Raw genomic sequence first — 25838 nt, 5'->3', positions numbered from 1 at the left:
TCCGCACTTGTCTTTTTGAACGACCGCCGTGTAAACGGGAGGACCCGTTCGTTAACGCACAGATTTGAGACAGTCATGAATATAGAAAACTGGGACGAAATTCGCACCGCATTTCAAGTTGCTAAAATGGGCACAGTGTCCGGTGCGGCGCAGGCTTTGGGGGTGCACCACGCCACTGTCATTCGTCATATCGACTCGCTTGAGCAAACCCTTGGGGTCAAGCTGTTTCAACGCCACGCGCGCGGGTACACATCGACAGAAGCTGGTACAGATCTGTTAAAGGTGGCGCAGGCCACAGACGATCAATTTTCCCAACTGGTCAATCGGATCAAAGGGCGTGGCGAAGATGTGAGTGGCGAGTTGATCATCACATCCTTGCCCCTTATCTCGCGTCGCATTGCTCCGATTTTGGCCGATTTTCAGGCGCTGCACCCCAAGTTGGTTGTGCGGTATCTGACTGGTGAGCGGGTGTTTCGGTTGGAGTACGGCGAAGCGCATGTCGCGATTCGCACGGGGTCTGCACCCCAAGAGCCTGACAACGTTGTGCAACCTTTTGGCACGCAGAAATTTGGGCTGTTCGTTCATAAATCTTATGTGGATCGGTTTGGTATGCCTGCGCCAGAAAATATGCTCACCGAGATGCGGTTCGTTGGATTTGACGACCTGACGCATCGTGCGCCTCATATGGTTTGGCTGCGTGACACGGTGTCGCCCGAACAAATCAGTTTTCGTGTCTCTAGTTTAGAGGCAAGCCTTGAGGCTGTCTTGGCTGGGGCTGGTGCGGGGTTTGTCAGTCATGATTTCGCAGCAACAGACGATAATCTGACGCGGATTTTCCCGACGCAAGCAGATTGGGAAGCGCCCAATTGGATTGTGACGCACGTCGATTTGCACCGAACCCCTAAAGTGCAGGCGATGCTGAGCTACCTAAAAGAACGTGCAAAGGAATGGAACTTTGACTGACGCTGCAAGCCGCCTTGAGCGCCGTAACGGACATCTGGCGATGCTCGTTTTTTCTTTTCTTGTGGCGGGTAGTTTCTCGTTGGGCGGCTTGGCCATGAAAACGGACACGATTTCACCGATTGCTTTCAACAGTGTGCGGTTTGTGATTGCGACCTGTGCTGTTGGCGTTTTGGCGATGGCCACGGGCGGGATTCCGCGATCCGCGCTGCAGGCGCCTTGGCGCTACGTTATTTTGGGCGGATTGTTCGCGCTTTACTTTATTATGATGTTTATAGGTCTGGAAACAGCTGCGCCTATTTCAATTTCGGCGCTGTTTACCTTAACGCCTTTGATGTCAGCGGTCTTTGGCTATTTCATCATGCGCCAAATCACCACCAAGCGCATCGCTTTCGCTTTGGCCGTCGGGGCCTCTGGTGCGCTTTGGGTGATTTTCCGAGCTGATATTTCCGCTCTTTTGGCGTTTGAGGTCGGGCGCGGCGAGATGATCTATTTTATCGGCGTGGTTGGACATGCGCTTTATACGCCGCTTGTGCCGCGTCTGAATCGAGGCGAGCGTACTTTTGTTTTCATCTTCCTTATCTTGATCGCGACCACACTTGTCGCACTCGCTTTTGGTGCATCAGACATTATGGCGACGGATTGGGTTGGTCTGCCCAGTATCGTTTGGATCGCCATGGGGTATACGGCGATCATCGCCACCACTTTTACCGCGACTTTGCTGACATTCGCCTCGGTGCGTTTGGACAGCGCTAAGGTTATGGCCTACACGTATCTGACGCCATCTTGGGTGATCCTATGGGAAATCGCATTGGGCAACGGCGTGCCGCCTGCTTTGATTTTCGGTGGCATCGGCTTGACGATACTGGCGCTGTATTTGCTGCTGAAGCATGAGGAATAAGACGCGCTAAGCATGAGTGACGCTGACCTCACCCGCCCCGCTATGTGGGGTGCGCGTCGTCAGTCTCGTTCAGTTCGGCTTCTAAAAACCGCTCAAGCCCATCTAAATCCAGTGCTTCGAACTGGCCGAAACCTTGCATCCATATCGACGCAGCACGCATGGCGTCGGGTTCAAGTTTGCACCATTTCACCCGCCCACGTTTTTCTTGCCCGATTAGCCCTGCGCGCATCAACAGTGTCAGGTGTTTACTGACGGCGGCCAGAGACATCTCGAATGGTTCGGCCACGTCTGTGACGGCCATGTCGTCTTCCAGCAACATCTCAAGGATCGCGCGACGTGTGGGGTCGGCGAGGGCAGCAAAGACAAGGTCGAGGGATTTTGCGTGATTGGTATGGGTCATAGTGTCAGCGTTAAGAGGGCTGGGCTTCTTGGTCAACCATTTGGTTGAATATAGTGAAGGGGCTTGAAATGCGTCCCTTGCGCTCAGTCTGAAGCGCGGCTTTGCAGTCATTAAATATCATTATTGTTTAATATCAACGTGTTGTTTCGTTTTTGAAAAGCCTAATCCCGTATTGACTCACGCCACCCTGCGCCATAGTTTGCCGGCAACTGACCAGAGGGGCTTTGACGATGACTGACCCGCATGATCCGAAGCGGCTTAAAGCCTTGGATGAGCGGATCGCGACATTGAAAAAGGCGCAAGAGCCAACAAGCTCCCGCGGTGAAGAACACTTTTCTCAGGCCAATATGGCGTGGCGGATGGTGATAGAATTGGTGGCCGGTCTGTTGATCGGTTTCGGCATGGGATGGGGCTTGGATAAGCTTTTTGGCACAACGCCCATCTTTATCGTGCTGATGGTTGGATTTGGACTGGCTGCGGGCGTCAAAACGATGATGCGCACAGCTCAGACGATCCAAGCGGAACAAGAGGCGGAAGCCTCGAAACTGAATGCGCAGGCAACTGCGGTAGATGATAACGCGGCAAAAGCCGCAGGTGACGAGAGGGATTGAACATGGCGACCGAAGCACATGGTACTGAGAGCAGCCTTGCATTCCACCCGATGGATCAGTTCAGAATTACGCCGCTTTTCGGGGATGGCGCTGTTCACTGGTACACGGTAACCAACGCAACCCTTTGGATGGGTCTCGCTGTTTTGGGTGTGGTTTTGCTTTTGGTTGTTGGCTCACGTGGTCGCTCAATCGTGCCATCTAAAGGCCAGTCCCTTGCTGAGCTCACATATGGTTTCGTTTACAAAATGCTCGAAGATGTGGGCGGCAAAGACTCCGTACGGTACTTCCCATACGTGATGACATTGTTCTGCTTCATCGCATTCTCAAATATCTTGGGCCTCTTGCCTTTGTCATTCACGCCAACGACCCACATCGCGGTCACCGGTGTTCTGGCGCTGCTCGTGTTCGTTTTTGTCACGGTTCTTGGCTTTGTCAAAAACGGTGCGAAATTCCTTGAACTGTTCTGGGTCAAATCCGCGCCGCTCGCGCTGCGTCCTGTTCTGGCCGTGATCGAGCTTATTTCATATTTCGTGCGTCCTGTTAGCCACTCCATTCGTTTGGCCGGCAACATGATGGCTGGTCACGCTGTGATCAAAGTTTTCGCGACATTCGCGGCCATCAAACTTATCGCACCCGTTTCTATCGCGGCCATTACAGCCATGTATGGTCTCGAACTTCTCGTAGCCTTCATTCAGGCCTACGTGTTCACCATTCTAACCTGCGTGTACCTTAAAGACGCGCTGCATCCGTCACACTAATCGGATCAGGTTCGAACTCTAACTACTTTTCAGCCAATTCCAACGTAAGGAGATACCCCCATGGAAGGCAATATCGCAGAACTCGGCAAATACATCGGTGTAGGTCTCACAGCAATCGGCATGGGTGGCGCAGCTATCGGTGTTGGCAATGTTGCTGGCAACTACCTCGCGGGCGCATTGCGCAACCCATCCGCTGCTGCTTCACAAACTGCTACACTCTTCATCGGCATGGCGTTTGCCGAAGCTTTGGGGATTTTCTCTTTCCTCGTTGCTCTCTTGTTGATGTTCGCAGTCTAAGTCAGACTCACACATCCTTACGGCAGGGTGGGTCTTAAGTGATCCACCCTAGCGTAATTTGGCTCCTTCCGATCCTCGGAAGGAATTATCCAGAGCCAGGAGGACACCATGGCGACAGAGACACATGGGGCAACTGAAGCAGTGGCGATGCCGCAGCTTGATTTTGCTACTTTCCCGAACCAGATTTTCTGGCTTCTTGTCACGCTCGTCGTGATCTATTTCGTGCTGTCTAAAATTGCACTGCCGCGCATCTCTTCGGTGCTTGCAGAACGCTCTGGCACGATCATGAACGACATTTCTGCTGCTGAAGAGCTCAAGCTCAAGGCCCAAGATGCAGAAAACGCATATAACAAAGCGCTCGCCGAGGCCAAGGCCGAAGCCCAGCGTATTTCAGGCGAAGCCAGCGCAGCTATTCAAGCTGATTTGGATGTCGCTTTGGCTAAAGCCGACGCAGAGATCGCAGCGAAAGCTGCCGAATCCGAGGCAATGATCGCAGAGATCCGCGACAATGCCGCAGACAGCGTTAAAGTGGTTGCCAAAGACACCGCCAAAGAACTTGTTGCAGCATTTGGTGGCAAAGCCGATGCCAAGACATTGACCGCCGCGATCAACGCGCGCTTGAAAGGGTAAGATCATGAAAACACTTCTCGCCCTCACCGCCGCTGTTGTTGCGACACCTGCTTTCGCAGCTGATGGTCCGTTCTTGTCCTTTAGTAACACAAACTTTATCGTCTTGCTTGGCTTCATCGTCTTCATCGGTGTTTTGGTTTACGCAAAAGTGCCCTCCATGCTTGGTGGTCTTTTGGATAAACGCGCTGAAGGCATTTCGACCGAGCTTGAAGAAGCCCGTGCATTGCGCGAAGAAGCCCAAACAATTTTGGCATCTTACGAGCGCAAACAACGTGAAGTTCAAGAGCAAGCTGACGCGATTGTAGCGCAAGCTAAAATCGATGCCGAGGCTGCTGCCGCCAAAGCGAAAGAGGTCATCCAGACGTCTATCGAGCGCCGTCTTGCCTCTGCTCAAGATCAGATCGCATCTGCGCAAGCTGCAGCTGTTCGTGACGTGCGCAACACTGCTGTCACCGTGGCTGTTGCCGCAGCACAAGACGTGATTGCCAAGCAGATGACTGCCGCAGAGGCTAACAAATTGATTGATGACGCCATTGGCGATGTCGCTGATAAGCTGCACTAAGCCGCTAAATTAGCTCTAAATCTTTGAAGCCCTGCGGAAACGCGGGGCTTTTTCTTTTGAGCAAAGATGAGATTAGGGCGCTGCTACATTTCAAAGCTCACAGTGCAGAGGTGGGTTTTAGCGCTTTTGTTCGTGATCAAATCGCAATTGTGCGATTGCCTCGTTCTTTTCGAACTTCTGTTGATCTTTCAGCGCCTGTTCAACGTAATTCAGATGTGACACCACAGCAGAACGGGCCGCCTCTGGATCGCGCGCTTGCACGGCATTATTGATCCGCCGGTGTTGATCTAGCAAATCGGCGCGATTGGTGCGTTGTTTGAACATGACGGAGCGGTTGTAAAATACGCCCTCGCGCAGCAAATCAAACATCGACCGCATCATGTGCAGCATCACGACGTTGTGGCTGGCCTCAATTATGGACAAGTGAAATTCGGCATCTAAGCGGGCTTCGTCCGACGGATTGCGTTTGGGGTGAGCCGCTTCCATTTTCTCGAAAATGGTATTGATGACCTTTAGATCCGTCTCAGACCCAAAAGTTGCGGCACGCTCTGCGGCCAAGCCTTCCATATCGCGGCGAAAGGCGATGTAGTCGAATACAGCTTCGTCGTGGTCGCCAAAGAGCTTTACCAAAGCTGGTGAAAAGGCCGACCCCAAAACATCGGCGACAAACACACCAGCGCCCGCGCGTGTTTCCAACAGGCCTTTGGTACTTAGGTCACCAATCGCTTCGCGCAATGACGGACGCGATACGTTTAAACGTTCGGCCAAATCGCGCTCTGCTGGAAGTCGTTCCCCCGGCCTTAGAATGCCGCGCAAAATCAGCAATTCAATTTGTTTGACCACACTTTGTGCCAGCTTTTCAGATTGGATTTTTTGAAAGGGCATGACGTCTCCGGCGACTGATCGATATGATTGGTCAATTTATATGACCAAGACGCGTCACTGGCCATGAAAAAAGGCCGGACACTGTGCCGGCCTTTTAAAAGAATTGAAAAGTGACTTACGCAGCAGGGGTGATGATGATCTCAACGCGGCGGTTTTGTGCGCGACCTTCTGGTGTAAGGTTGGTTGCCACGGGCGCGTCTTCTCCACGGCCGTAAGCGTTCACACGGTAGGCTTCGACGCCGTTTGCCCGCAGAATTGTAGATACGGCTGAGGCGCGACGTGTGGACAGCTCTTGGTTGTAGCTTGCATCGCCCGTGTTATCGGTGTGGCCAATGACCTGAACTGTCGTCGATGGGTACTCTTGCAAGTTACGTGCAAGCGCACCGAGATCAGATTGAAGGCCCGCACGCACAACAGCGCTGTCGGTGGCGAATAAAATGTCTTGTGGCAAGGTCACAACCAGTTCTGAACCGGTATTGACGATTTGAACGTCATCATTGCCAAGGTCTTGGCGCAAGTCAGCGGCTTGTTGATCAAGCGCACCGCCGATGCCGGCGCCAATAGCGCCGCCAATCACGGCGCCGACAGCGGCTTTGCCGAGCTTACCGTCATTTTGCGATAGGCCTACGATGCCACCGAGAACCGCGCCCGCGACTGCGCCTTGGCGAGCTTTGGAGTCCGGGTCGCTCATATTGCTGCTGTCCATACATCCGGCTAAAACGACGGCTGCGACAATGGGAAAGGCGATAAGGGTGCGGGTCTTCATGAGACTACCTTTTTGTTAAACTGCTTTTACGCTTCTTTTATCTTACGTCTGGCGCGATGCGCAGCGCCATAACGCATGCGATGAAAAATTGGCGGAAAAGTGCTTATGAGTTTGCCTAAGGCCTGGCCTCAGCCTGTACGGTTTCATAGGCCAATAGGGCGCGTTTGACTGGGGTGCCCCAGTGATACCCGCCCAGATCGCCAGACTTGCGCAACACGCGGTGGCATGGGATCAGCCAACTGATCGGGTTGCGACCCACTGCTGTCCCCACTGCGCGTACGGCCTTGGGGTTACCGATGGCTGCGGCGATATCGCCGTAGGTGGTGACATCACCTGATGGGATCGACAAAAGCGCTTCCCAAACTTTGATTTGAAAAGGGCCGCCGATCAATTGAAGCTGCGCTGTGCCACCTGAGAGGGCTGCCTCAACAAAAGGGCGTACTTCGGCGAGATTTTCGACAAAGGTTGCATTTGGCCATCGCCCGCTGAGATCGGCAAAGCTTGCCTCGCGCCCGATTTCAGATGTGAAGCCAAGGCCGCATAAGCCCCGTGGCGTGGCCATGGCCAAAGCTTCGCCAAAAGGTGTCTCAAGCCAGCCAAAAGTAATTTGTAAGCCAGCGCCTTTGCGAGCATAATCGCCTGGAGACATGGCTTCCCAACGTAAAAACAAATCATGCAGCCTGCCTGTTGACGTTAAGCCAACGTCACTCGTCACGTCTAACAAAGTATGTCGCGTTTTCATCAGTGTTTTGGCATGATCCAAGGTCAAATATTGCTGATAACGTTTGGGCGAGACGCCAGCCCATTTTGAGAACACTTTTTGAAAATGTTGCGAACTCATACCTAGATCTGTGGCGAGCCCCTCTAACGTCAAAGGGGTTTCTGCCTGATCGATGTGCGATATTGCACGACGAATGACCTGATAATGGTAGTGATTTTCGACAGTCATTTGGGCCCCCATGTGTTTGAGAGGATACTCACACGAAATGCAGCCGTGAGGCGACCCGAAACTTGATCAAAGAGTAAGTGCGCTAAGAGGCCATGGCTTTAGCCGCGTTTACTGAGAAGCCTTGTGGCAAGGATGCGGTGAATTGATCAAGGCAGTCTTAACTGCGATAGCTGATTTGGCGCTCATTTTATAAAAACCCGAGCCTTGCCGTTAAGGTCACAAAAAGGCATTAAGCGAACTATGGTCAAACAACTCGATTATCATACGATCTTTGAAATATTTTCACGCTTTCGCGCCGCCGAGGCCGAACCCAAAGGCGAGCTTGATCACACCAATGCCTATACCTTGGTTGTGGCGGTGGCTCTGTCTGCGCAGGCCACAGACGTGGGCGTGAACAAGGCCACCAAAGAGCTGTTCAAGATTGCTGATACCCCGCAAAAGATGCTTGATCTTGGGATTGAAGGGCTGACAGAACACATCAAAACCATCGGGTTGTTTCGCCAAAAAGCCAAGAATGTGATGAAGACTGCGCAAATCTTGGTCGATGACTTTGATGGTGTCGTGCCCTCATCGCGTGCCGCTTTGGAAAGCCTGCCGGGTGTGGGCCGTAAAACTGCGAATGTCGTGTTGAATATGTGGTGGCATGTGCCGACGCAGGCCGTCGATACGCATATCTTGCGCTTTGGCAATCGCTCTGGTGTGGCTGTGGGCAAAGATGTCGTCGCGGTTGAGCGCGCCATCGAAGACCAAATCCCCGCTGAATTTCAACAACACGCACATCACTGGATGATCCTGCATGGTCGTTATACCTGCAAGGCGCGTAAACCTTTGTGCAGCACTTGTCTGATAAGAGACATCTGCGCCTTTGAGGAGAAGAATTTTGACTAAAACCTACCAAGTTGTCGGCATCGGCAACGCGATCGTCGATGTGATTACGCAAGCAGATGATAGCTTTTTAGAGCTCATGGGCATCGAAAAAGGCATCATGCAATTGGTGGAACAATCGCGGGGTGAGATGCTGTACGGTGCGATGGAAAACCGTGTGCAAACGCCCGGTGGCTCTGTCGCCAACACTCTGGCAGGCTTGGGCAATCTTGGGTTAAAGACCGGCTTTATCGGTCGTGTGCATGACGATGCTTTGGGGCGGTTCTATGCCGCTGAGATGGAGGCTGATGGCACGGCTTTCGTGAACCCGCCTGTCGCAGGGGGCGAGCTGCCGACATCGCGGTCTATGATTTTTGTCTCTCCTGATGGGGAACGGTCTATGAACACCTATCTTGGAATTTCTTCTGAGATTTCGTCAGCGGATGTGAACGCGGATGCTGCCTCTGATACGGCTATTATGTTTCTAGAAGGATATCTATACGACAAAGACATGGGCAAAGCAGCGTTTGATCAAGCTGCGAAATTAACTCATGCGGCTGGTGGAAAGGTTGGGATTTCTTTGTCCGATCCGTTCTGTGTTGACCGTCATCGCGATGATTTTCGGACATTCGTCAAAGAGATGGACTTTGTGATCGGCAATGAACACGAATGGGAAAGCCTGTATCAAACCGACCTGTCCGCAGCACTTGAAATTGCGGCGGCCGAATGTGGCTTGGTGGTCTGTACGCGCGGCGGAGGTGGTGTCGTGCTGGTGCAAGGCGACGAAGAGATTGTCGTGCCTGTCGAACGTGTGCAACCTGTTGATACAACCGGCGCAGGCGACCAGTTTGCGACAGGATTTTTGTACGGCTATGCCACAGGCCAAAGTTTGGAAGTTTCAGGCAAAATGGGCTGTGTCGCCGCAGCTGAAGTCATCTCGCATATTGGTCCACGGCCTGAGGTTGATCTTAAAACCCTGTTCAAAGACGCTGGGCTGCTCTAGGTTTTCGGTGAACACGATTAACTAAGATAGGAATATGTGATGGACGGAGCTATGGCAGCCGCCTTTTTGTTGTTTGGTGGTCTTGATATGGTCCTAAACGATTGTGGATCTGGTTCTGGGTGCTTGGCTCAGTCTGACGAAGCCTCGCGTTTTTCTATCTCAACAGGATTGGTTGAGTTTAACGAAGACCATGTGTCGCATGAAGCCTATTTTCGGTACGACTTCGGCAAAAAATACGGACCGTTTCAGCCCATCATAGGGGCCTCTTTTACAGGCCAAGGTGCGGTTTGGGCCGGTGCTGGAGCAGCCTATACCAAAGAGCTGGCTGACACAGGCATCTACGCCCAACTTCACTTGATGGGTGGCCTTTTTGATAAGGGGGATGGGGAAGACATTGGCGGTCATATCCATTTCCGTTCAGGTGTTGAGCTTGGTTATGAGGCGGACAATGGATGGCGCTACGCCATGTCCTATGATCACCGCTCAAATGCAGAGCTGTTGGACGTGAACCCCGGCCTTGAGACGTTGCAATTTCGCGTGTCTGTACCCTTTAACTAAGCCTGCAATAAAGTAGACATTAAAAAAGGCGCGATGAGATCAGTCTCACGCGCCTTTTCCTATACGTCTTCAGGCTAAGATGCCCCTAATGCGCCTCTGCCCAGTTGTTGCCGATACCTGCGTCAACCTCGATTGGAACATCAAGTTTCACAGCGGGTTCCGAGGCATTTTCCATCACGTCTTTCACGGCTTCAATCACCTGATCGCAGGCGTCCTCATCCACTTCAAAGATCAATTCATCGTGGACTTGCAACAGCATCTTGGCGGGCAGGTCTTTGATGGCGTCAGGCATACGGATCATTGCGCGGCGGATGATATCGGCAGCGGTGCCTTGGATCGGTGCATTGATCGCAGCGCGCTTGGCAAAGCCCGCTTGCGGACCTTTGGCAGCAATCTCAGGCGTATGGATTTTGCGACCGAACAGCGTTTGCACGTATTTATGGTCTTTCGCAAAAGCGACCGTTTCATCCATATATTCTTTGATGCCGGGGAAGCGCTCAAAATAACGATCGATAAAGCCTTGAGCCTCTTTGCGTGGAATGCGCAGATTGCGCGCAAGACCAAAGCCAGAGATGCCGTAAATGACCCCAAAGTTGATGGCTTTCGCTTGACGGCGCACCATCGGATCCATGCCTTCCATTGGCACGTTGAACATCTCAGACGCGGTCATGGCGTGAATATCGTGACCGTCGCGGAAGGCCTGTTTGAGGCTGTCGATTTTGGCCACATGGGCCAAGATACGCAACTCGATTTGACTGTAATCCAGCGAGATCAGTTTCTTGCCTGTATCAGCAACAAAGGCCTCGCGAATTTTGCGGCCTTCTTCGGACCGCACAGGGATATTCTGCAAATTCGGGTCAGACGATGACATGCGCCCCGTGACTGCGCCCGTCTGAATATACGACGTATGTACGCGGCCTGTCTCTGGGTTGATAAAGGTTTGCAAAGCGTCCGTGTAGGTCGATTTCAACTTGGACAATTGACGCCAATCCATCACGCGGGCTGGCAATTCATGGCCCTCAGATGCGAGGTCTTCGAGAATATCGACTCCTGTGGCATAGGCACCGGTCTTGCCTTTTTTACCACCGGGCAATTCCAATTTATCGAACAGAATTTCACCGAGCTGCTTGGGGGACCCCACGTTGAACGGCTGGCCTGCAAGCTCTTGGATTTCAGCCTCAAGTCCGGCCATCTTTTGGGCAAACGTATTGGACATGCGCGACAGCACATCACGGTCAACCTTGATGCCATTGCGTTCCATTTGGGTCAACACAGGTGACAAGGGGCGCTCCAGCGTCTCATAAACTGTGGTGACCTGTTCTACATGCAGCTTGGGTTTGAACTCCTGCCACAGGCGCAGGGTGATATCGGCATCTTCAGCGGCATATTTGATCGCTTTGCCCAGTTCCACTTTGTCAAAGGTGATCATGGATTTGCCTGACCCCAACAGTTCTTTGGTTGGGATCGGGGTATGGTCCAAATAGCGGACCGACAGGGCATCCATACCGTGATTGTGCAGACCAGCGTGCAGAGCATAAGACATCAACATGGTGTCATCGTAAGGCGCGACAGTGACGCCGTAGCGCGCGAAAATCTTGGCATCGTATTTCATGTTCTGGCCGATTTTCACGATGCTTGGATCTTGCAGCATGGGGCGCAGGGTATCGATAACCAAATCAAGCGGCAGTTGGCCCTCGACCAAGCTGTCGCCGCCAAACAGATCATCATCCCCTGCTTTATGCGCGAGAGGAATATAGCAGGCTTGGCCCGCTTCAACACATAACGAGATGCCGACCAGATCGACCTGCATCGCATCCAAACCCATGGTTTCGGTGTCGACGGCGACATAGCCACGCTCATAGATGGCATCGATCCAGCGCTCCAATGCACCGATGGTGCGGACATGCTCATAGGCATCTAAGTCAAACGGTTTCGTTGCAGGTTTTGCTGACTGCTGTATTGCGGTTGCATTTGCAGAGGTTGGCGCATCCGGTATTTTCGGCGCCTCAACGCCAAAGCGCTCAGTGGCGCGTTTGACAATGGTGCGAAATTCCATTTTGGCCAGAAACGCGACCAAATCATCGACATTCGGCTCTTTGACCTCAAGGCTTTCCAGCGTGAAGTCCAGATCCATTTCGCAATCCAGTTTCACCAGATCACGTGAAATGCGGATCAGCTCTGCGTTGTTTTGCAGGCTTTCGCGGCGTTTGGGCTGTTTGATCTCATCAGTGCGCGACAAAAGCGTTTCCAGATCGCCGTATTCATTAATCAAAAGCGCGGCCGTTTTTATGCCAATGCCGGGGGCGCCGGGCACGTTATCAACGCTGTCGCCTGCGAGTGCCTGAACATCAACAACGCGGTTGGGGCCAACGCCGAATTTTTCTTCCACGCCCTCGGAATCGATGCGTTTGTTTTTCATCGGGTCGAGCATTTCAACGCCCCCGCCGATCAACTGCATCAGGTCTTTGTCTGACGAAATAATGGTGACGCGGGCCCCCGCATCGCGCGCATTGCACGAAAGCGTTGCGATGATGTCGTCGGCCTCAAAACCTTCGACTTCGATGCAAGAAATATTGAAAGCGCGGGTGGCGTCACGGGTCAGCGAAAACTGGGGGCGTAAATCTTCGGGGGCTGGTGGACGGTTGGCTTTGTATTGCGGGTAGATTTTGTTGCGAAACGTGTCGCCGGAGTGGTCGAAAATCACTGCCGCGTGTGTTGGCGCATCGGGACCAGTGTTGGCCTCGATATAGCGGTACAACATGTTCGAAAAGCCTGACACTGCGCCGACAGGCAGGCCGTCAGATTTGCGCGTCAAAGGCGGCAATGCGTGATAGGCGCGGAAAATAAAGGCTGAGCCGTCAATAAGGTGAAGGTGATGTCCCTTGCCGAAAGTCATATGCATGCCGCCTTTGTGTAAATCTGCCCCGCTTTGATAGCACGAAGGGGTCCCCCACCTGCAAGCTGTGATCGTGTTAAAATGCCCAGCTTGCGCAGTGTTTTCTAAGGTGAAGCGTCATGAGGCCAAACATGACAAAACAGCCGGCGTCAGCGCGGCTGTTTTGAAAAATCTAACCCTTGATAGTTAGGGGCGAAAAACGCGGCTTAAGCTTCGCTTTCCAATTTCGATGAAATGTGTACGAATTTTTTATCGCAGTAGCCACATTCAACGAATCCTGTCTCATGCGGTATTACCAACCAAACACGCGGATGGCCTAAAGCGCCTTCGGAGCCATCACAGGCCACTTTCCAAGAGGATACGATTTCGGTTTCTGGGGCATCGGTGGTCATGTTTGTCGCTCACTTTTGGCTGAGTGCATCCCTTGTTTGATTTGCACAAGGGGTGCGCAGGCGGTCACTGTTGCCGAACCTGTTTGGACGGCTTATGTCAACGACATATGATAGCGATCCGCGCGCCACGGGCAAGGGGGTGCGACCAGATCAGCGCAGGAAACCCCCGCGCGAAAGGGAGATACGATGACAAGCAATGCTATTGAGATCAGAGGCCTGCGCAAAACCTATCGTGGTCAAGGTACAGCGCCTGCCAAAGAGGCGCTTAAAGGCATCGATCTGGATATTCCCAAAGGGTCTATTTTTGGGCTTTTGGGGCCAAATGGAGCTGGGAAATCCACTTTGATTAATATTCTGGCTGGGCTTGTGGTCAAAACATCTGGCCAAGCCAAGATCTGGGGCTTTGATCAAGACGTCAACCCGCGTCAATCACGTGCCGCCATTGGCGTGATGCCGCAAGAATTGAATCTTGATCCGTTTTTCACTCCACGCGGTGCGCTTGAAGTGCAGGCGGGCCTTTACGGCGTGCCAAAAAAGGATCGCCGATCTGACGAGATTCTCGAGATGGTCGGGTTGAGTGACAAGGCCGAGTCCTATGCGCGCACTTTGTCGGGGGGAATGCGCCGTCGTCTTTTGTTGGGCAAAGCGCTTGTGCACAACCCGCAAGTTTTGGTGCTGGACGAGCCGACCGCGGGGGTCGATATCGAACTGCGCCATATGTTGTGGGCCAATGTACGGCGCTTGAACGAAACGTACGGAACCACGATTATTTTGACGACGCATTATTTGGAAGAAGCCCAAGAAATGTGTGACGAAATTGCGATCATCAATCATGGCGAAGTTGTTGCGCGCGATACGACCAAAAACCTGATCGGGGCGATGGATGCGAAAACTTTGGTGATCGAGCCTGAAGGCGGAGCGCCTGAAGTTTTTGATCTACCTGAAGGGGTCACCTTGGATCGCAAAGTTGACGGATCTCTGGCCTTTTCCTACTCGCGCTCGAAAACCTCTGCCAACGTGATTTTGGATGCGGCGAAGGCGGCGGGCATTGTCATTGGCGATGTGCGCACGGTTGACCCGGATCTTGAGGATGTCTTTGTGGATTTGACCTCTGGAAAATAACGCTTGGGCGTAGCCAACCTGAAACTTGATCAAAATAAAAAAAGCCCCACTGATGTCAGCGGGGCTTTTGATTGGTCCGGTTGGTAGTGTCTTTTGTGGTGCCTAGCCTGCAGTCAATGGGCCACAAGTCTCGCCGCCTAACAGATGCACGTGAAAATGTGGTACTTCTTGGTGACTGTCAGGGCCGGAATTGGTGATTAAGCGATAGCCATTGCCGCCATGGGCCTCGGATGTGCCTGTCTGCTTGGCGATGTGGGCGACAGATTTGAAAAAATCGAGCTGCTCTGCATCGCTTGCCGTGGTGACAAAGTGGTCATAGCAGCGATACGGGCCTTTCGGAATCACCAAAATATGTATGCTTTTTTGCGGTGAAATGTCAGGAAAGGCGATGGTATGATCGCTTTCAAACACAGGTTTGGACGGGATTTCGCCACGCAAAATTTTAGCGAAGATGTTTTGATCATCATAGATATAGGCCATGGGTGGTCCTTTGGCTTAGTCGTAAAATAAATAGTCTGTGTTGGCGATTTTTAGGGCGTCTTCATGCGATATTTTCAAAAAACGCGCGATGGGGCCTGCGTTTTCTTCTGGCGTTTTTGTTTGCGAAATACGCTCATGGTTCTCAAAATCTGCGTCGCGAATGCCATCATATTCATGATTGATGTCGGATTTAAGCGTTGGAAGCAGTTTTTCGAGTGCATCTTGGGGTGTTTGGTCGCCAGCAAGCCCCACGCGTTTGGCGTGCCCTTCAAGATAATCGTCGGTAAACTCGCATTCGATTTCCAACAATCGCGTGCCAGAGCGGTCGCTGTAAAAATCTTTGATCAGATCCAACCCGTCAGAATCCAAACACACCACCAAGCGATCAGTTTCAAAGTAATCGAACAACATACGCACCCAAGCGCGCCGGTGTCGTGTGCGTTTCTCAAGACTTTTCTCGATGCCCCCTAAATCGGGCAGGGGGGTGCTTTCTTCATTGAACAGGTATTCGATGCAGGGCACATCGCTGTGTTCTTTGATTTCGGCCACAAGCCGCTTGGCGACATGCCATTTCTTGCAGACAATCATTAACAATTCGCGGTCACGCCCGAGCGAGCTTTCGGTTTCCCAAAACCGCTGTGCGAAACGTCGGCCATTGCGTCCCCGTCCAGTGAGAAACTTATACAAAGACCGTCCTTCACCAGATATTTGAAACTCCACACCTTTTGCTGCGTACAAATCGCCAAGCCTCTTTTTGAGCTCTGCGGCGTCTGGAGAAATTTTTCGTGCGAATAGAAAGTCTTGTGTGACCAGTAGATCATAATGGTCATTGTAGAAAACCACGGGCATGCCGTAATCGGTAAACATCAAAAAGGTCAGCGTGCGTGCCTGAATTTCAGATTCGGGCACTAAATGCCTGACCAAAGTTTGAAAGAATGTCTCGTCGGGAATCCATGTGGTGCGGAAAAACCTCATCACATCAGTACGTTTGCGCGTGAATTCTAAAATCCATTCAATCGTCCGTCTACGCAAGCACCACCACTGCGATCCGATTTGAACTTGAATATCGTCAGGGATCTCGCGTTGAAGCCCTAGACGACGTTGCAGCCAAAAGCTTTGATAGAATCGCCATTTTTGTGTGCGTTCATTGAACCAGTGGCGATAAATGAGGCGTTCTTCTTTGAACCCGGTTTTGATCCATTCCGATTCGAAGAAATCAAAACTCTCAATATAGTCCACGTCTTCTTGGTCCAAGAAGTTATGCATGTATTCTGCTGTCTTCACGGACATGCAGTCGCCAGAGACCATATAAAAATGTGTCGCGCGCGGAAATGCCTTTTCAGCGGCCTCAACCGCGTACAAGGATGCTTGAACAAGTGACCATTCGCCCCAACCACATTTGATGCGTTTGGTGGCATATGCGACGTTTGGGTTGTCTTTTAAGCCTTCGCGAATCTTTTCAAATGGAGCGCGGCCACTGCGCGCATCAAAGTGGATTGAGATGTAATCCCCTGCTGCAGTCAATCTGCGCGCCTGATCAATAATCGCTTCTGGGTCTTTGTGGCACAGAAGAATGAATGCAATTCGTGCCATTATAGAAACCGTATCCTCATTTTTGCCGCATTATGGATTATAATCGTAACCAGTTATTGAATAAACAAGCCTAATTTGCTTTTAAAGTGCAAAACGTTGTTTGTGTGCAGTCTTGAGGAGAACGGGTCTATATGGGCTTTCCAGGAACTTGGATGACCGAGAGTGAAAGCGTGGTGTACCGCGTTGTTCCAAAATGTGCGTGCTCGACCATTGGTCAGATCATGTTTTATTCAGATCACGGCGAATTTTTCGACGGCGATATCCATGACAGCAAAGATCGAATGCATAAGTGGTCGCAAGAAAACAGCCAGCCCTTGATCGAAGCGAACGCGCAAAGGCATAAGTCTTACGCCTTCACTTGTGTGCGCAATCCGTACACGCGTGTGCTGTCGTCTTTCTTTGACAAAATTTGCGGCATTCAGCGCAATGGCAGACGCTACCGCGGTAACATGGTGCCGCAGCTTGTGCAAAAATATGGCATCGAAGTGGGCGGGGATGATGGCAAACAAGAGTTTGACCAAATCGCATCGTTCCGTCGGTTTTTGTTGTTTGTACGCGATACCATCCGTTGGCGTCGCCCTATGGACCCTGACATCCATTGGTCTGCGATGTCTGGCCATGTGTCGACATTCATCGCCAACGGCGGGCGTTACGACAAAATCGTTTACACCGAGACGTTCAACGATGGAATGCAAGACGTTCTAAATGCAATCCAAACGCCGCACAAAGTGGATTTGGCCAATATTCCACGGTTCAACGAGTCCGAGGGGCATGGCCCCAAACGTCTTCACCCTGTTGAAGATTACTTTGATGATCTGTCCAAACATTTGATTTGGGAAATCTACAAACGTGATTTCCAACTGTTCAAATATGATTTTGAAAATCCAGCCAACAAATTTCCAATTGCGGAAATTGATCTGGATGAGGTTCACGCCAAACTTGGCGATTGATCCAATCGCGATATGATGTCGAAAAGCGCTGTCTTAAAGGGCGGCGCTTTTTGGCATTAAGGGCTTTCGCTTGTTGAGGCCGTGTCGAGGCTGAAAAATTGACCAGAGGACCAGACTCCAATGCGCTGCCTGCCGTCAATTCTGTGCTCAACCGCCAATTCGGCCAGACGGAAAAAGCTTTTGCGGTCAATCAGCGCCTCAAGCCCTGACCGGATTTCGACATAAGGCGCAGGTTCACCTGAGGTGCGCGTCTCGACACGCAAAGGGTGCTGCGCATCCAGAACCGCCTCATCGCCCATCGAAGTGTGAAAGGTCAAAACCTGTTCCGTGCCAGTGCCTTTTACATCGAAATCTATCGCTAAAAAGGGCGCGTCCTCGACTGTGATCCCAACCTTTTCGGCAGGTGTGACCAAGAAATAGGCGTCGCCTTCTTTTTTCAACACGGTAGAGAAGAGGCGCGCCAACCGCACCCGCCCAATCGGTGTTCCAAGGTAGAACCAAGTGCCGTCCCGTTTGATTTGAATGTCCAAATCGCCACAAAAGGGCGGATTCCAAAGATCCACGGGCGGTAATCCTCGGGTTTTTGCGGCGCTGATTGCAGCCGCGATGCTATCTGCTGAGACACTCACGATAAGTTCACCCTAAATCACTCCATTATTGGCACCATAACACTATTGTCTGTTTGTGCTTTGGCTCAGACCTGTTTCTAATAGTGCACGTAATTCTAGGATAGGTGAAGACATGTCGCAAAATGATCTTGTGGTTGAGATCGAACAGCTTGGGGCCAAATTGGCGCAGGCCAAAGCCTCGGTGACACGGCGTTTTATCGGTCAAGAACAGGTCGTCGATTTGGTGTTTTCGGCGTTGCTGTGTGGTGGTCATGCGCTTTTACTTGGGCTGCCAGGTTTGGGCAAAACCCGACTGGTTGACACATTATCTACGGTCATGGGCCTCAAAGGCGCGCGGGTCCAATTTACCCCAGATTTGATGCCTGCCGATATTTTGGGATCAGAAGTGTTGGAAACCGCACCAGATGGAACACGGGCCTTTCGCTTTGTCAAAGGTCCGGTGTTTTGCCAACTTTTGCTAGCAGATGAAATCAACCGCGCCTCGCCGCGCACGCAATCTGCGTTGCTGCAAGCGATGCAGGAAAAATCTGTGACCATCGCGGGGCAGGCGCATGAGTTGGAACCGCCTTTTCATGTGCTCGCCACGCAAAACCCGTTGGAACAAGAAGGCACCTATCCGCTGCCCGAAGCCCAGTTGGACCGTTTTCTAGTGCAAGTGGATGTGGACTATCCTGATCGGGTCACAGAACGCGCGATCCTTTTGGCCACAACAGGCGAGACCGAAGAAGAGGCGCATGAGGTTCTCAGCGCGGCCGAGTTGATTGCGGCACAGGCCTTGTTGCGCAAAATGCCTGTGGGTGAAAATGTGGTCGAGATGATCCTTGATCTGGTGCGCTCTTGCCGCCCCGATACGCCTGATGCCTCAGACGCGATTTCAAACTCTGTCGCTTGGGGGCCTGGCCCGCGCGCGGCACAAGCCTTGATGTTGACTGTGCGCGCACGAGCCTTGTTGGATGGTCGCTTGGCACCGTCCCCTGATGATGTTCTGGCGTTGGCGCGTCCTGTGTTGAGCCACCGTATGGCGTTGACGTTCTCGGCGCGCGCGCGGGGGGAAGCCCTTGGGCCTTTGATTGATGCCGCAGCGCTGGCCGCGTTAAAAAACAGGGCCGCCGCGTGAGTGATCCACGGCTCTCTTCAAGCCACCTCAGGGCGCAGGCCGAACAGGTTGCAGGCCCGATGCCTGCACTTTTGGCCAAGGCTGACGCGCTTGCGCGCACCATGATGATGGGCGGGCATGGCAGACGGCGTGCTGGCAATGGGTCTGAGTTTTGGCAGTATCGCCCAGCTCAGGCTGGGGATCCCGCGCGATCTATCGATTGGCGTCGATCGGGACAATCTGATGGTTTTTTTGTCCGCGAACAAGAATGGCAGGCTGCGCAATCGGTACATTTTTGGTGTGATCAGTCAGCTTCGATGCAGTTTTCATCATTGACTGACGAAACCAGCAAGCTGGACCGCGCCGCAGTGTTGACGCTGGCGCTATCGATTTTGCTGATGAATGGCGGCGAACGGGTGGCTTTGGATGGTGTGGGCACGCCACCTCGCAATGGCACGCAGCAATTGCGGCGGATCGCGCAGGCTTTATGTGCGCCTCAGACTGATGAATTCGGCGTAGTGGATGGGGCGGATTACCTGCCACAATCGCGTGCCGTTATGATGTCCGATTTCTTGGGGCCGATGGAAGCTATTGAGCGTGCTGTTGGCGCCGCTGCGGATCGCGGCATTCGTGGCGTAATATTTCAAATTCTCGACCCCGTTGAAGAAGCCTTTCCATTTCAAGGGCGTACTGTTTTCACCTCGATGGGGGGCGGACTGTCGCATGAAACCCTGCGGGCCGGTGATTTGAAGGCCCGCTATCTTGACCGATTGGCTGAGCGCAAAGATGCATTGCACAACTTGGCGCGGCAAGCTGGCTGGCAATACGATTGTCACCACACAGATACACCTGCACAGGTTGCTTTGGTCCGGTTGTTCCAAGCCTTAGATGGGGGCGCAAACTAATGTGGATCGTAGGGCCAATCGGATTTGCAACGCCTTGGTTGCTGTGGGGCTTGTTGGTCTTGCCGCTGCTGTGGCTGTTGTTACGCGCTGTGCCGCCTGCGCCCAAGCGTTTGCGGTTTTCAGGCGTGGCCTTGTTGTTGGGGTTAAAAGATACCGATGCCCAAGCCGCAGCTACACCATGGTGGTTGATGCTGTTGCGTATGGGGGCGATTGCCGCGCTGATTTTGGCCTTTGCGGGGCCTGTTTTAAACCCAAAGATCGAAGACGCTGATACCGGCCCGATGATTTTGATGGTCGATGGCACTTGGGCGGATGCGCCGATTTGGTCAGCGCAGATCGCGCGCATCGATGATATTTTGGAACAGGCCGAACGAAACGACCGTCTTGTGGCGTTTGTCGTGGCGACGGATTTGCCCAGCGGAGGTTTGAGCTTTAAACCTGCGCGCGATTGGCGTGCCGCCTTGGCGGGCCTTCAGCCTGCGGCCCATGCACCTGATGCGGAGGAATTGACCCAAGCTATCGGTGCGCTGGATCGCGCGGCCAACACGACTTGGCTGTCTAGCGGTGCAGATTTTGATGGACGCTCAGAGGTTTTGGAGGCTTTACAAGGCAAGGGCGCTGTCAGTGTTCTGGAGCTGCAAAGACCCATTTTTGCCCTTGGACCTGTCAATCGAACCGAACAAGGCGTATCGTCTGTTGTGCATCGCATTGGTGGCTTGGTCAAGACGGATGTCACAGTTGCGGCCATAGGGCCTGATCCGTCTGGCATCGAGCGGGTGTTGGGACAAACCAGTCTTTCAGTCGAGGCGGGCGAGACAGTCGTGAGCATCGCCCTGCGCACGGAACTGCGCAATCGTGTCACGCGGTTTGAAATTGAAAATATCCGCTCGGCGGGAGCCGTGCAACTGATTGCCGATAGTTTGAAACGCCCTGAAGTTGCGCTGATCTCTGGCGAAGACGACGGCAGCAACGCGCAGCTCTTGTCGCATTTGCATTACTTGCGCGCCGCCTTTGATCCGACCTCTGATGTGATCGAAGGTGCTTTCAGTGACGTGATTGCCGCCAATCCAGATGTGATTGTTTTGGCCGACGTTGCGCGACTTGCGGGCGGTGAGGCGGCTGATCTGTTGGAATGGACGCAAAAAGGCGGGGTCTTGTTGCGTTTTTCAGGTCCAAAATTGGCAGCATCAGATGTGGCGCGTGAAGGCGTTGATCCTTTGTTGCCTGTCCGTTTGCGTGCTGGCGGGCGCTCTGTCGGTGGAGCGATGACTTGGGGGGCTCCCCAAGGTTTACGCCCCTTTGCTGAGACCTCGCCGTTTTACGGTCTTGAGATACCAAGTGATGTCACAGTCTCATCGCAAGTCATGGCGCAACCCGACCCCGAATTGGCGGCGCGCGTGATCGCGACTTTGGCGGATGGCACACCTTTGGTGACACGCAAAGCAATTGGTCAGGGGCAAGTCGTGTTGTTCCATGTTACGGCCAATGCGCAATGGTCCACTTTGCCCTTGTCGGGGGTGTTTGTGTCTATGCTGCAAAGATTGACCACCGTTTCACATGCCCAAGGGGCTGAGGCGAATGACTTGTCTGGACAAACCTTGACGCCTGTCACGGTTTTGAACGGGTTCGGGGAATTGCTGGACGCTGGGTTGCAGGCTTCCGTTGATGGCGAAGTTTTTGCAGGATCCCGTGCCTCCAAGGCAACGCCTGCAGGGGTCTATCAGACGCAGCAACGTGCTGTGGCCTTAAATGTTTTTGGGCGCGAAAGCGTGCTTGAGCCTGCCGTTTGGCCCAACTCGGTGCAAATGCTTGGGGTGCAAGACGCGAGTGAGGTCAGTTTGAAACCCGTTTTGTTAATGGCTGCTTTGATGGCACTCGTATTGGATTTGATAGCGACCTTGGTGCTCTCAGGCCGCGTCACGCTTGGTCGTGCCATTTCCGCAGTTGGCGGTCTTATTTTGGGGGTAAGCCTCGCAGGGACACAGTCCGTGCAGGCGCAAGAGGATGCAGATCGAGTCCTGCGTCTGGCCAGCTCAGAATTGACTTTGGCCTATGTGATAACAGGTGATGAGGCGATCGACAGGATATCGCAGCAAGGATTGCAAGGATTGTCTCAGGTTCTGGCCTATCGTACATCTGTGGAACCTTCAGCCCCGATGGGGGTCGATCTAGAAGTCGATCCACTCGGTGTGTTTCCGATATTGTATTGGCCAATGACAGAGGCGCAGCCCCCTTTGTCGGCGGCCAGTTATGCCAAGCTCAACGCCTATATGCGGGCCGGTGGCATGATCTTTTTTGACACCCGTGATGGCGATATTTCAGCCTTTGGGCGCGAGACTGCGCTGGGCATCAAACTGCGCAATATTGCCTATGCGCTGGATGTGCCGCCGCTGGAACCTGTGCCGCAAGACCATGTGCTGACGCGCACATTTTATTTGCTACAAGGTTTCCCGGGGCGTTTCGATGGCGCTGATGTTTGGGTGCAAAAATCAGCAGCGGAAACTGCCCAGATCGAAGGTATGCCGTTTCGTAATCTCAACGACAATGTGAGTCCGGTGATCATCGGCGCAAATGACTGGGCCTCGGCTTGGGCCGTAGGCGATAACGGGCGTGCCTTGCGACCGGTCGGCAGCGGATATACTGGCGAGATGCAGCGCGAGATGGCCTATCGTTTTGGCGTCAATCTGATCCTCTATGTGCTCACTGGCAGTTATAAATCAGATCAAGTGCATGTGCCTGCGCTTTTGGAAAGATTGGGCGAATGACTTTAGATATGGCATTTGAACCCTATGTACCTTGGCCGTTTTTGGCAGGTGTTTCTGCCATTTTGGCTGCGGTTCTGATCATTGCAGCCTTGCGTGGATTTAAGGGGTGGCCCTTGCGTGCGCTGGCCTTTGGTGCGGTGCTTTTGGCTTTGGCGAACCCATCGATTTTGCGCGAAGAGCGCAGTCCTTTGACCGATATCATCGTGCTTTTGGTTGACAAAACCGCCTCGCAAAACCTGTCTGCACGTGCGGATCAAACCGAGGCGGCGCAAGCGCGGCTTGAGGCGCAAATAGCAAGGATGCCCAACACGGAACTGCGGATTGTCTCCGTGGCTGATGCTGCGGACAATCAAGGAACTTTGCTGATGACGCGGTTGCGTGGCGTGATGGCGGATGAGCCTCAGGGGCGTTTGGCAGGTGTTTTCGTTATCACGGACGGTCAAATACATGACTCAGGGCTTGCACCGGATCTGCCAGCGCCTTTGCATGTGCTGTTGACTGGGGAACCGGATGACTGGGATCGCAGGCTTATCGTTGAAAACGCGCCCGCTTTTGCGATTTTGGACGAAGAAATCACCCTGACGTTGAAAATACAAGACCAAGGCGCTGTGCCAGCCGACCTGTCCGTGACATCGCCTTTAATCGTGTCGATTGATGGCGGCGAAGATATCGTGTTGGAGATGCCAGTGGGCCGTGCGGTGCAAGTGCCGCTAAAATTGCCTCATGGTGGCATGAATGTTTTACAATTTTCTGTGCCAATGGCCGAGGGTGAGCTGACAGATCGCAACAATTCATCGGTGATACAGATCAACGGCGTGCGTGATCGCCTGCGGGTGCTATTGGTGTCAGGCGAGCCGCACAATGGCGAGCGCACTTGGCGCAATTTACTCAAATCAGATACTTCAGTTGACTTGGTTCATTTCACGATTTTGCGCCCGCCTGAAAAACAAGATGGGGTGCCCGTGACGGAATTGTCGTTGATCGCCTTTCCGACGCGTGAGTTGTTCTTGGAAAAAATAGACGACTTTGATTTGATCATTTTCGACCGCTACAAACAACGCGGCATTCTTTATGCCAATTATTTTGAAAACATCGCCCGTTATGTCGAAGATGGCGGCGCAGTGTTGTTTTCAGCAGGGCCTGATTTTGCCTCTGCCAACAGTTTATATCGATCCGCTTTGGCGCGTGTCATCCCGACACAGCCGACGGGGCGGGTGTTTGATCAGGCCTATAGACCACAAATATCAGAGCTCGGTCTGCGCCATCCTGTGACCCAAGGGCTGGGTGGCGTCACGCGGTCAGATGTTGCACCTGATTGGGGGCGTTGGTTCCGCCAAATTGATCTCGATCCCGCTGCGACCACAGGCGATGTTATCATGACGGGCAATGAAGGACGGCCATTATTGGTGGTGGATCATGTGGGCGAAGGACGCGTGGCGGTCTTGGCCTCGGATCATGCGTGGCTGTGGACGCGTGGGATCGAGGGCGGTGGTCCTCAACTGGAACTCTTGCGACGTCTTGCTCATTGGATGATGAAAGAACCCGAACTGGAAGAGGAATCTCTGGCAGCCAGCGCCACAGGGAATGAGATCACAGTGACGCGACGCTCTTTGACGGATGCGCCGCGCAGCGTGACGATCACCACACCAGATGGGACGCAACAGATTGTTGAGATGACGCAAACGCGCCCGGGGCTGTTTCAAACGGTCATCACAGGCGACGACATCGGGCTTTACAGTCTCGAACAGGATGGTCTTTCGGCTGTCGTGGTTCTGGGGCCTGCCGCGCCAAAAGAATTTGAGCAAACCATCGCAACAGGTGCGTTGATGGAAAATGCTGTGCGTGAGACGCGCGGCGGTGTGTTCGCATTATCTGGTGGGATGCCTGATTTGCGCCGTGTTTCTAACGGGCGCGTCGCTGCAGGACGAACTTGGATGGGCATCACGCCGCGCGAGGCCTACACTGCTGTGTCCAGTTCTAAAATGCCGTTGATACCTGCGTGGCTTTGGATGATCGCACTAACGGGATGGATCATATTCACGTGGCTGCGCGAAGGTCGCAGATGACCAATTGACCTTATCAATGGCTTAACGCAGCCCTCAGTTGGGAAGTGGCTGGCTAGGTTTCGTCTTGCAAGAGCACGGCACGCGAAGCTGATGTGAATTCACGGCGCACCAAAATGAACACAGTGATCAATATCGCAACAATGAGACCTACGGGCCCTAAGAACCATCCCAATGATCCAAGGGCGTAATAGATGCAGCGCAAACCACGGTTAAACGCGCGCGCGGCTGCGATGTTCAGCTCTCCTGCCTTTTTCGCGCGTGGCAGGGCTTCTTGTGCATCCACTTCATTGGGCACCGAGGCCATAACCACACCGCAGTAGCCAAACAAACGATTGGCCCAAATGAATTTCAAAAAGGCGCTGGTGATAAAGATAAGTGCCACAAGAATTTTAACTTCCCAAATAATTTCAGGCACATCAATCGTCAGGTCTTGGGCCACGCCGCGCAGACGGTCAGGATTGGAAATCGCGGCCAGCCCTCCCCCGATCGCGATCATACTGGCTGAGGCAAAAAAGGCGGAGTTTTGACGCAGGGTGTCCAGAACCGTTGCATCAAAAATACGTGGCTGGCGTGTGATCATCTGAACCATCCATTTGCGCCTGTAATCTGCCATGATGACAGAGGTCGAAATGCGCGATTTCGGCGGGTTCTCAATGACATGCCCCAGTACAAGCCAAGTCAGTAACAAAAAGCCAACAGCGATGCCGTCGAGCAGGGTGAAATAGCTCAATTGGTTCAGTAATTCCATGAGCCGAAACATACCTGTTTGAGTTTAACTTGTCATACGGAAAAATTGGTTA

The 25838-nt window shown here is 52.9% G+C and carries 26 protein-coding genes; 16 read left to right on the top strand and 10 right to left on the bottom strand.

Features of this window, described 5'->3' with window-relative positions:
- The first annotated feature begins 81 nt into the window (after positions 1 to 81).
- Both KO503_RS11085 and KO503_RS11080 read left to right on the top strand, forming a co-directional pair.
- Positions 82 to 963, top strand: a complete 882-nt coding sequence (locus tag KO503_RS11085) for a LysR family transcriptional regulator (RefSeq protein ID WP_215991735.1) — start codon at positions 82 to 84, stop codon at positions 961 to 963.
- Positions 964 to 1003: 40 nt separating this feature from the next.
- Complete coding sequence (locus KO503_RS11080) at positions 1004 to 1861, top strand: DMT family transporter (protein ID WP_215991734.1); 858 nt, start codon at positions 1004 to 1006, stop codon at positions 1859 to 1861.
- A gap of 40 nt (positions 1862 to 1901) precedes the next feature.
- Here the strand turns inward: KO503_RS11080 and KO503_RS11075 are convergent, their stop codons facing one another.
- The gene (locus KO503_RS11075; protein ID WP_215991613.1) at positions 1902 to 2261 is read right to left on the bottom strand and encodes an ArsR/SmtB family transcription factor; all 360 of its coding nucleotides are present in this window, start codon (positions 2259 to 2261) and stop codon (positions 1902 to 1904) included.
- Positions 2262 to 2491: 230 nt separating this feature from the next.
- Here KO503_RS11075 and KO503_RS11070 point away from each other — a divergent pair, with 230 nt between their 5' ends.
- The 5 genes from KO503_RS11070 to KO503_RS11050 all read left to right on the top strand — a co-directional run bounded on the left by KO503_RS11070 (position 2492) and on the right by KO503_RS11050 (position 5119).
- The gene (locus KO503_RS11070; RefSeq protein ID WP_215942463.1) at positions 2492 to 2872 is read left to right on the top strand and encodes an AtpZ/AtpI family protein; all 381 of its coding nucleotides are present in this window, start codon (positions 2492 to 2494) and stop codon (positions 2870 to 2872) included.
- A 2-nt stretch (positions 2873 to 2874) separates the two neighbouring features.
- Entirely contained in the window at positions 2875 to 3630 is a 756-nt protein-coding gene (locus KO503_RS11065) for a F0F1 ATP synthase subunit A (protein WP_215991612.1), read from the top strand.
- Between the two features lie 60 nt (positions 3631 to 3690).
- Positions 3691 to 3927, top strand: coding sequence for a F0F1 ATP synthase subunit C (locus KO503_RS11060; RefSeq protein WP_123792676.1), 237 nt, complete (start codon positions 3691 to 3693; stop codon positions 3925 to 3927).
- Positions 3928 to 4035: 108 nt separating this feature from the next.
- The gene (locus KO503_RS11055; protein WP_215991611.1) at positions 4036 to 4557 is read left to right on the top strand and encodes a F0F1 ATP synthase subunit B'; all 522 of its coding nucleotides are present in this window, start codon (positions 4036 to 4038) and stop codon (positions 4555 to 4557) included.
- Positions 4558 to 4561: 4 nt separating this feature from the next.
- Positions 4562 to 5119 carry a F0F1 ATP synthase subunit B gene (locus KO503_RS11050; protein ID WP_215991610.1) on the top strand — a complete coding sequence of 186 codons (558 nt, stop codon included), beginning with the start codon at positions 4562 to 4564 and terminating at the stop codon, positions 5117 to 5119.
- A gap of 117 nt (positions 5120 to 5236) precedes the next feature.
- Here KO503_RS11050 and KO503_RS11045 read toward each other — a convergent pair whose 3' ends face one another.
- From KO503_RS11045 to KO503_RS11035, 3 genes are all read right to left on the bottom strand, one after another.
- On the bottom strand, positions 5237 to 6004 hold the full coding sequence (locus KO503_RS11045; RefSeq protein WP_215991609.1) for a FadR/GntR family transcriptional regulator: 768 nt from the start codon (positions 6002 to 6004) through the stop codon (positions 5237 to 5239).
- A gap of 115 nt (positions 6005 to 6119) precedes the next feature.
- On the bottom strand, positions 6120 to 6770 hold the full coding sequence (locus KO503_RS11040; RefSeq protein ID WP_215991608.1) for an OmpA family protein: 651 nt from the start codon (positions 6768 to 6770) through the stop codon (positions 6120 to 6122).
- Positions 6771 to 6885: 115 nt separating this feature from the next.
- Positions 6886 to 7719, bottom strand: a complete 834-nt coding sequence (locus KO503_RS11035; protein WP_215991607.1) for a methylated-DNA--[protein]-cysteine S-methyltransferase — start codon at positions 7717 to 7719, stop codon at positions 6886 to 6888.
- 240 nt (positions 7720 to 7959) lie between these two features.
- Between KO503_RS11035 and nth the strand changes: the two genes are divergently transcribed.
- From nth to KO503_RS11020, 3 genes are read left to right on the top strand one after another with little or no spacing between them, the layout of a single operon-like run.
- Positions 7960 to 8607 (top strand): endonuclease III, encoded by a 648-nt coding sequence (nth, locus tag KO503_RS11030; RefSeq protein WP_215991606.1) that lies wholly within the window; start codon positions 7960 to 7962, stop codon positions 8605 to 8607.
- Positions 8600 to 9586: an adenosine kinase gene (locus KO503_RS11025; RefSeq protein WP_215991605.1), complete on the top strand. Its 987-nt coding sequence runs from the start codon at positions 8600 to 8602 to the stop codon at positions 9584 to 9586. The genes nth and KO503_RS11025 overlap by 8 nt, the downstream gene beginning before the upstream one ends.
- A 51-nt stretch (positions 9587 to 9637) precedes the next feature.
- Positions 9638 to 10144, top strand: coding sequence for an acyloxyacyl hydrolase (locus tag KO503_RS11020; protein WP_252731044.1), 507 nt, complete (start codon positions 9638 to 9640; stop codon positions 10142 to 10144).
- Between the two features lie 85 nt (positions 10145 to 10229).
- On the opposite strand, the gene polA is transcribed toward KO503_RS11020, so the two are convergent.
- Positions 10230 to 13040: a DNA polymerase I gene (polA, locus tag KO503_RS11015; protein WP_215991603.1), complete on the bottom strand. Its 2811-nt coding sequence runs from the start codon at positions 13038 to 13040 to the stop codon at positions 10230 to 10232.
- 206 nt (positions 13041 to 13246) lie between these two features.
- Positions 13247 to 13432, bottom strand: a complete 186-nt coding sequence (locus KO503_RS11010; protein ID WP_215991602.1) for a zinc-finger domain-containing protein — start codon at positions 13430 to 13432, stop codon at positions 13247 to 13249.
- Between the two features lie 186 nt (positions 13433 to 13618).
- On the opposite strand from KO503_RS11010, the gene KO503_RS11005 reads away from it, so the two are divergent.
- Complete coding sequence (locus tag KO503_RS11005) at positions 13619 to 14554, top strand: ABC transporter ATP-binding protein (RefSeq protein WP_215991601.1); 936 nt, start codon at positions 13619 to 13621, stop codon at positions 14552 to 14554.
- Between the two features lie 102 nt (positions 14555 to 14656).
- Here the strand turns inward: KO503_RS11005 and KO503_RS11000 are convergent, their stop codons facing one another.
- On the bottom strand, positions 14657 to 15034 hold the full coding sequence (locus KO503_RS11000; RefSeq protein WP_215991600.1) for an HIT domain-containing protein: 378 nt from the start codon (positions 15032 to 15034) through the stop codon (positions 14657 to 14659).
- 15 nt (positions 15035 to 15049) lie between these two features.
- On the bottom strand, positions 15050 to 16627 hold the full coding sequence (locus tag KO503_RS10995; protein ID WP_215991599.1) for a DUF5928 domain-containing protein: 1578 nt from the start codon (positions 16625 to 16627) through the stop codon (positions 15050 to 15052).
- Positions 16628 to 16758: 131 nt separating this feature from the next.
- On the opposite strand from KO503_RS10995, the gene KO503_RS10990 reads away from it, so the two are divergent.
- Positions 16759 to 17577, top strand: coding sequence for a sulfotransferase family protein (locus KO503_RS10990; RefSeq protein ID WP_215991598.1), 819 nt, complete (start codon positions 16759 to 16761; stop codon positions 17575 to 17577).
- Positions 17578 to 17633: 56 nt separating this feature from the next.
- On the opposite strand, the gene KO503_RS10985 is transcribed toward KO503_RS10990, so the two are convergent.
- On the bottom strand, positions 17634 to 18206 hold the full coding sequence (locus tag KO503_RS10985) for a DUF1285 domain-containing protein (RefSeq protein WP_215991597.1): 573 nt from the start codon (positions 18204 to 18206) through the stop codon (positions 17634 to 17636).
- Positions 18207 to 18318: 112 nt separating this feature from the next.
- Between KO503_RS10985 and KO503_RS10980 the strand changes: the two genes are divergently transcribed.
- From KO503_RS10980 to KO503_RS10965, 4 genes are read left to right on the top strand one after another with little or no spacing between them, the layout of a single operon-like run.
- On the top strand, positions 18319 to 19323 hold the full coding sequence (locus tag KO503_RS10980) for an AAA family ATPase (RefSeq protein WP_215991596.1): 1005 nt from the start codon (positions 18319 to 18321) through the stop codon (positions 19321 to 19323).
- A gap of 59 nt (positions 19324 to 19382) precedes the next feature.
- Entirely contained in the window at positions 19383 to 20207 is an 825-nt protein-coding gene (locus KO503_RS10975) for a DUF58 domain-containing protein (RefSeq protein ID WP_215991733.1), read from the top strand.
- Positions 20207 to 22972, top strand: a complete 2766-nt coding sequence (locus KO503_RS10970) for a DUF4159 domain-containing protein (protein ID WP_215991595.1) — start codon at positions 20207 to 20209, stop codon at positions 22970 to 22972. The genes KO503_RS10975 and KO503_RS10970 overlap by 1 nt, the downstream gene beginning before the upstream one ends.
- Entirely contained in the window at positions 22969 to 25038 is a 2070-nt protein-coding gene (locus KO503_RS10965; RefSeq protein ID WP_215991594.1) for a hypothetical protein, read from the top strand. Before KO503_RS10970 ends, KO503_RS10965 begins: the two co-directional genes overlap by 4 nt.
- Before the next feature lie 52 nt (positions 25039 to 25090).
- Here the strand turns inward: KO503_RS10965 and KO503_RS10960 are convergent, their stop codons facing one another.
- Complete coding sequence (locus tag KO503_RS10960) at positions 25091 to 25786, bottom strand: DUF599 domain-containing protein (protein ID WP_215991593.1); 696 nt, start codon at positions 25784 to 25786, stop codon at positions 25091 to 25093.
- Between the last annotated feature and the right edge of the window lie 52 nt (positions 25787 to 25838).

The sequence above is a fragment of the Pacificibacter marinus genome, assembly GCF_018860505.1.
GTDB lineage: Bacteria > Pseudomonadota > Alphaproteobacteria > Rhodobacterales > Rhodobacteraceae > Celeribacter > Celeribacter marinus_B.
The sequence above is the reverse complement of the archived record's forward strand: the minus strand, read 5'-3'. Positions and strand labels throughout refer to the sequence as shown.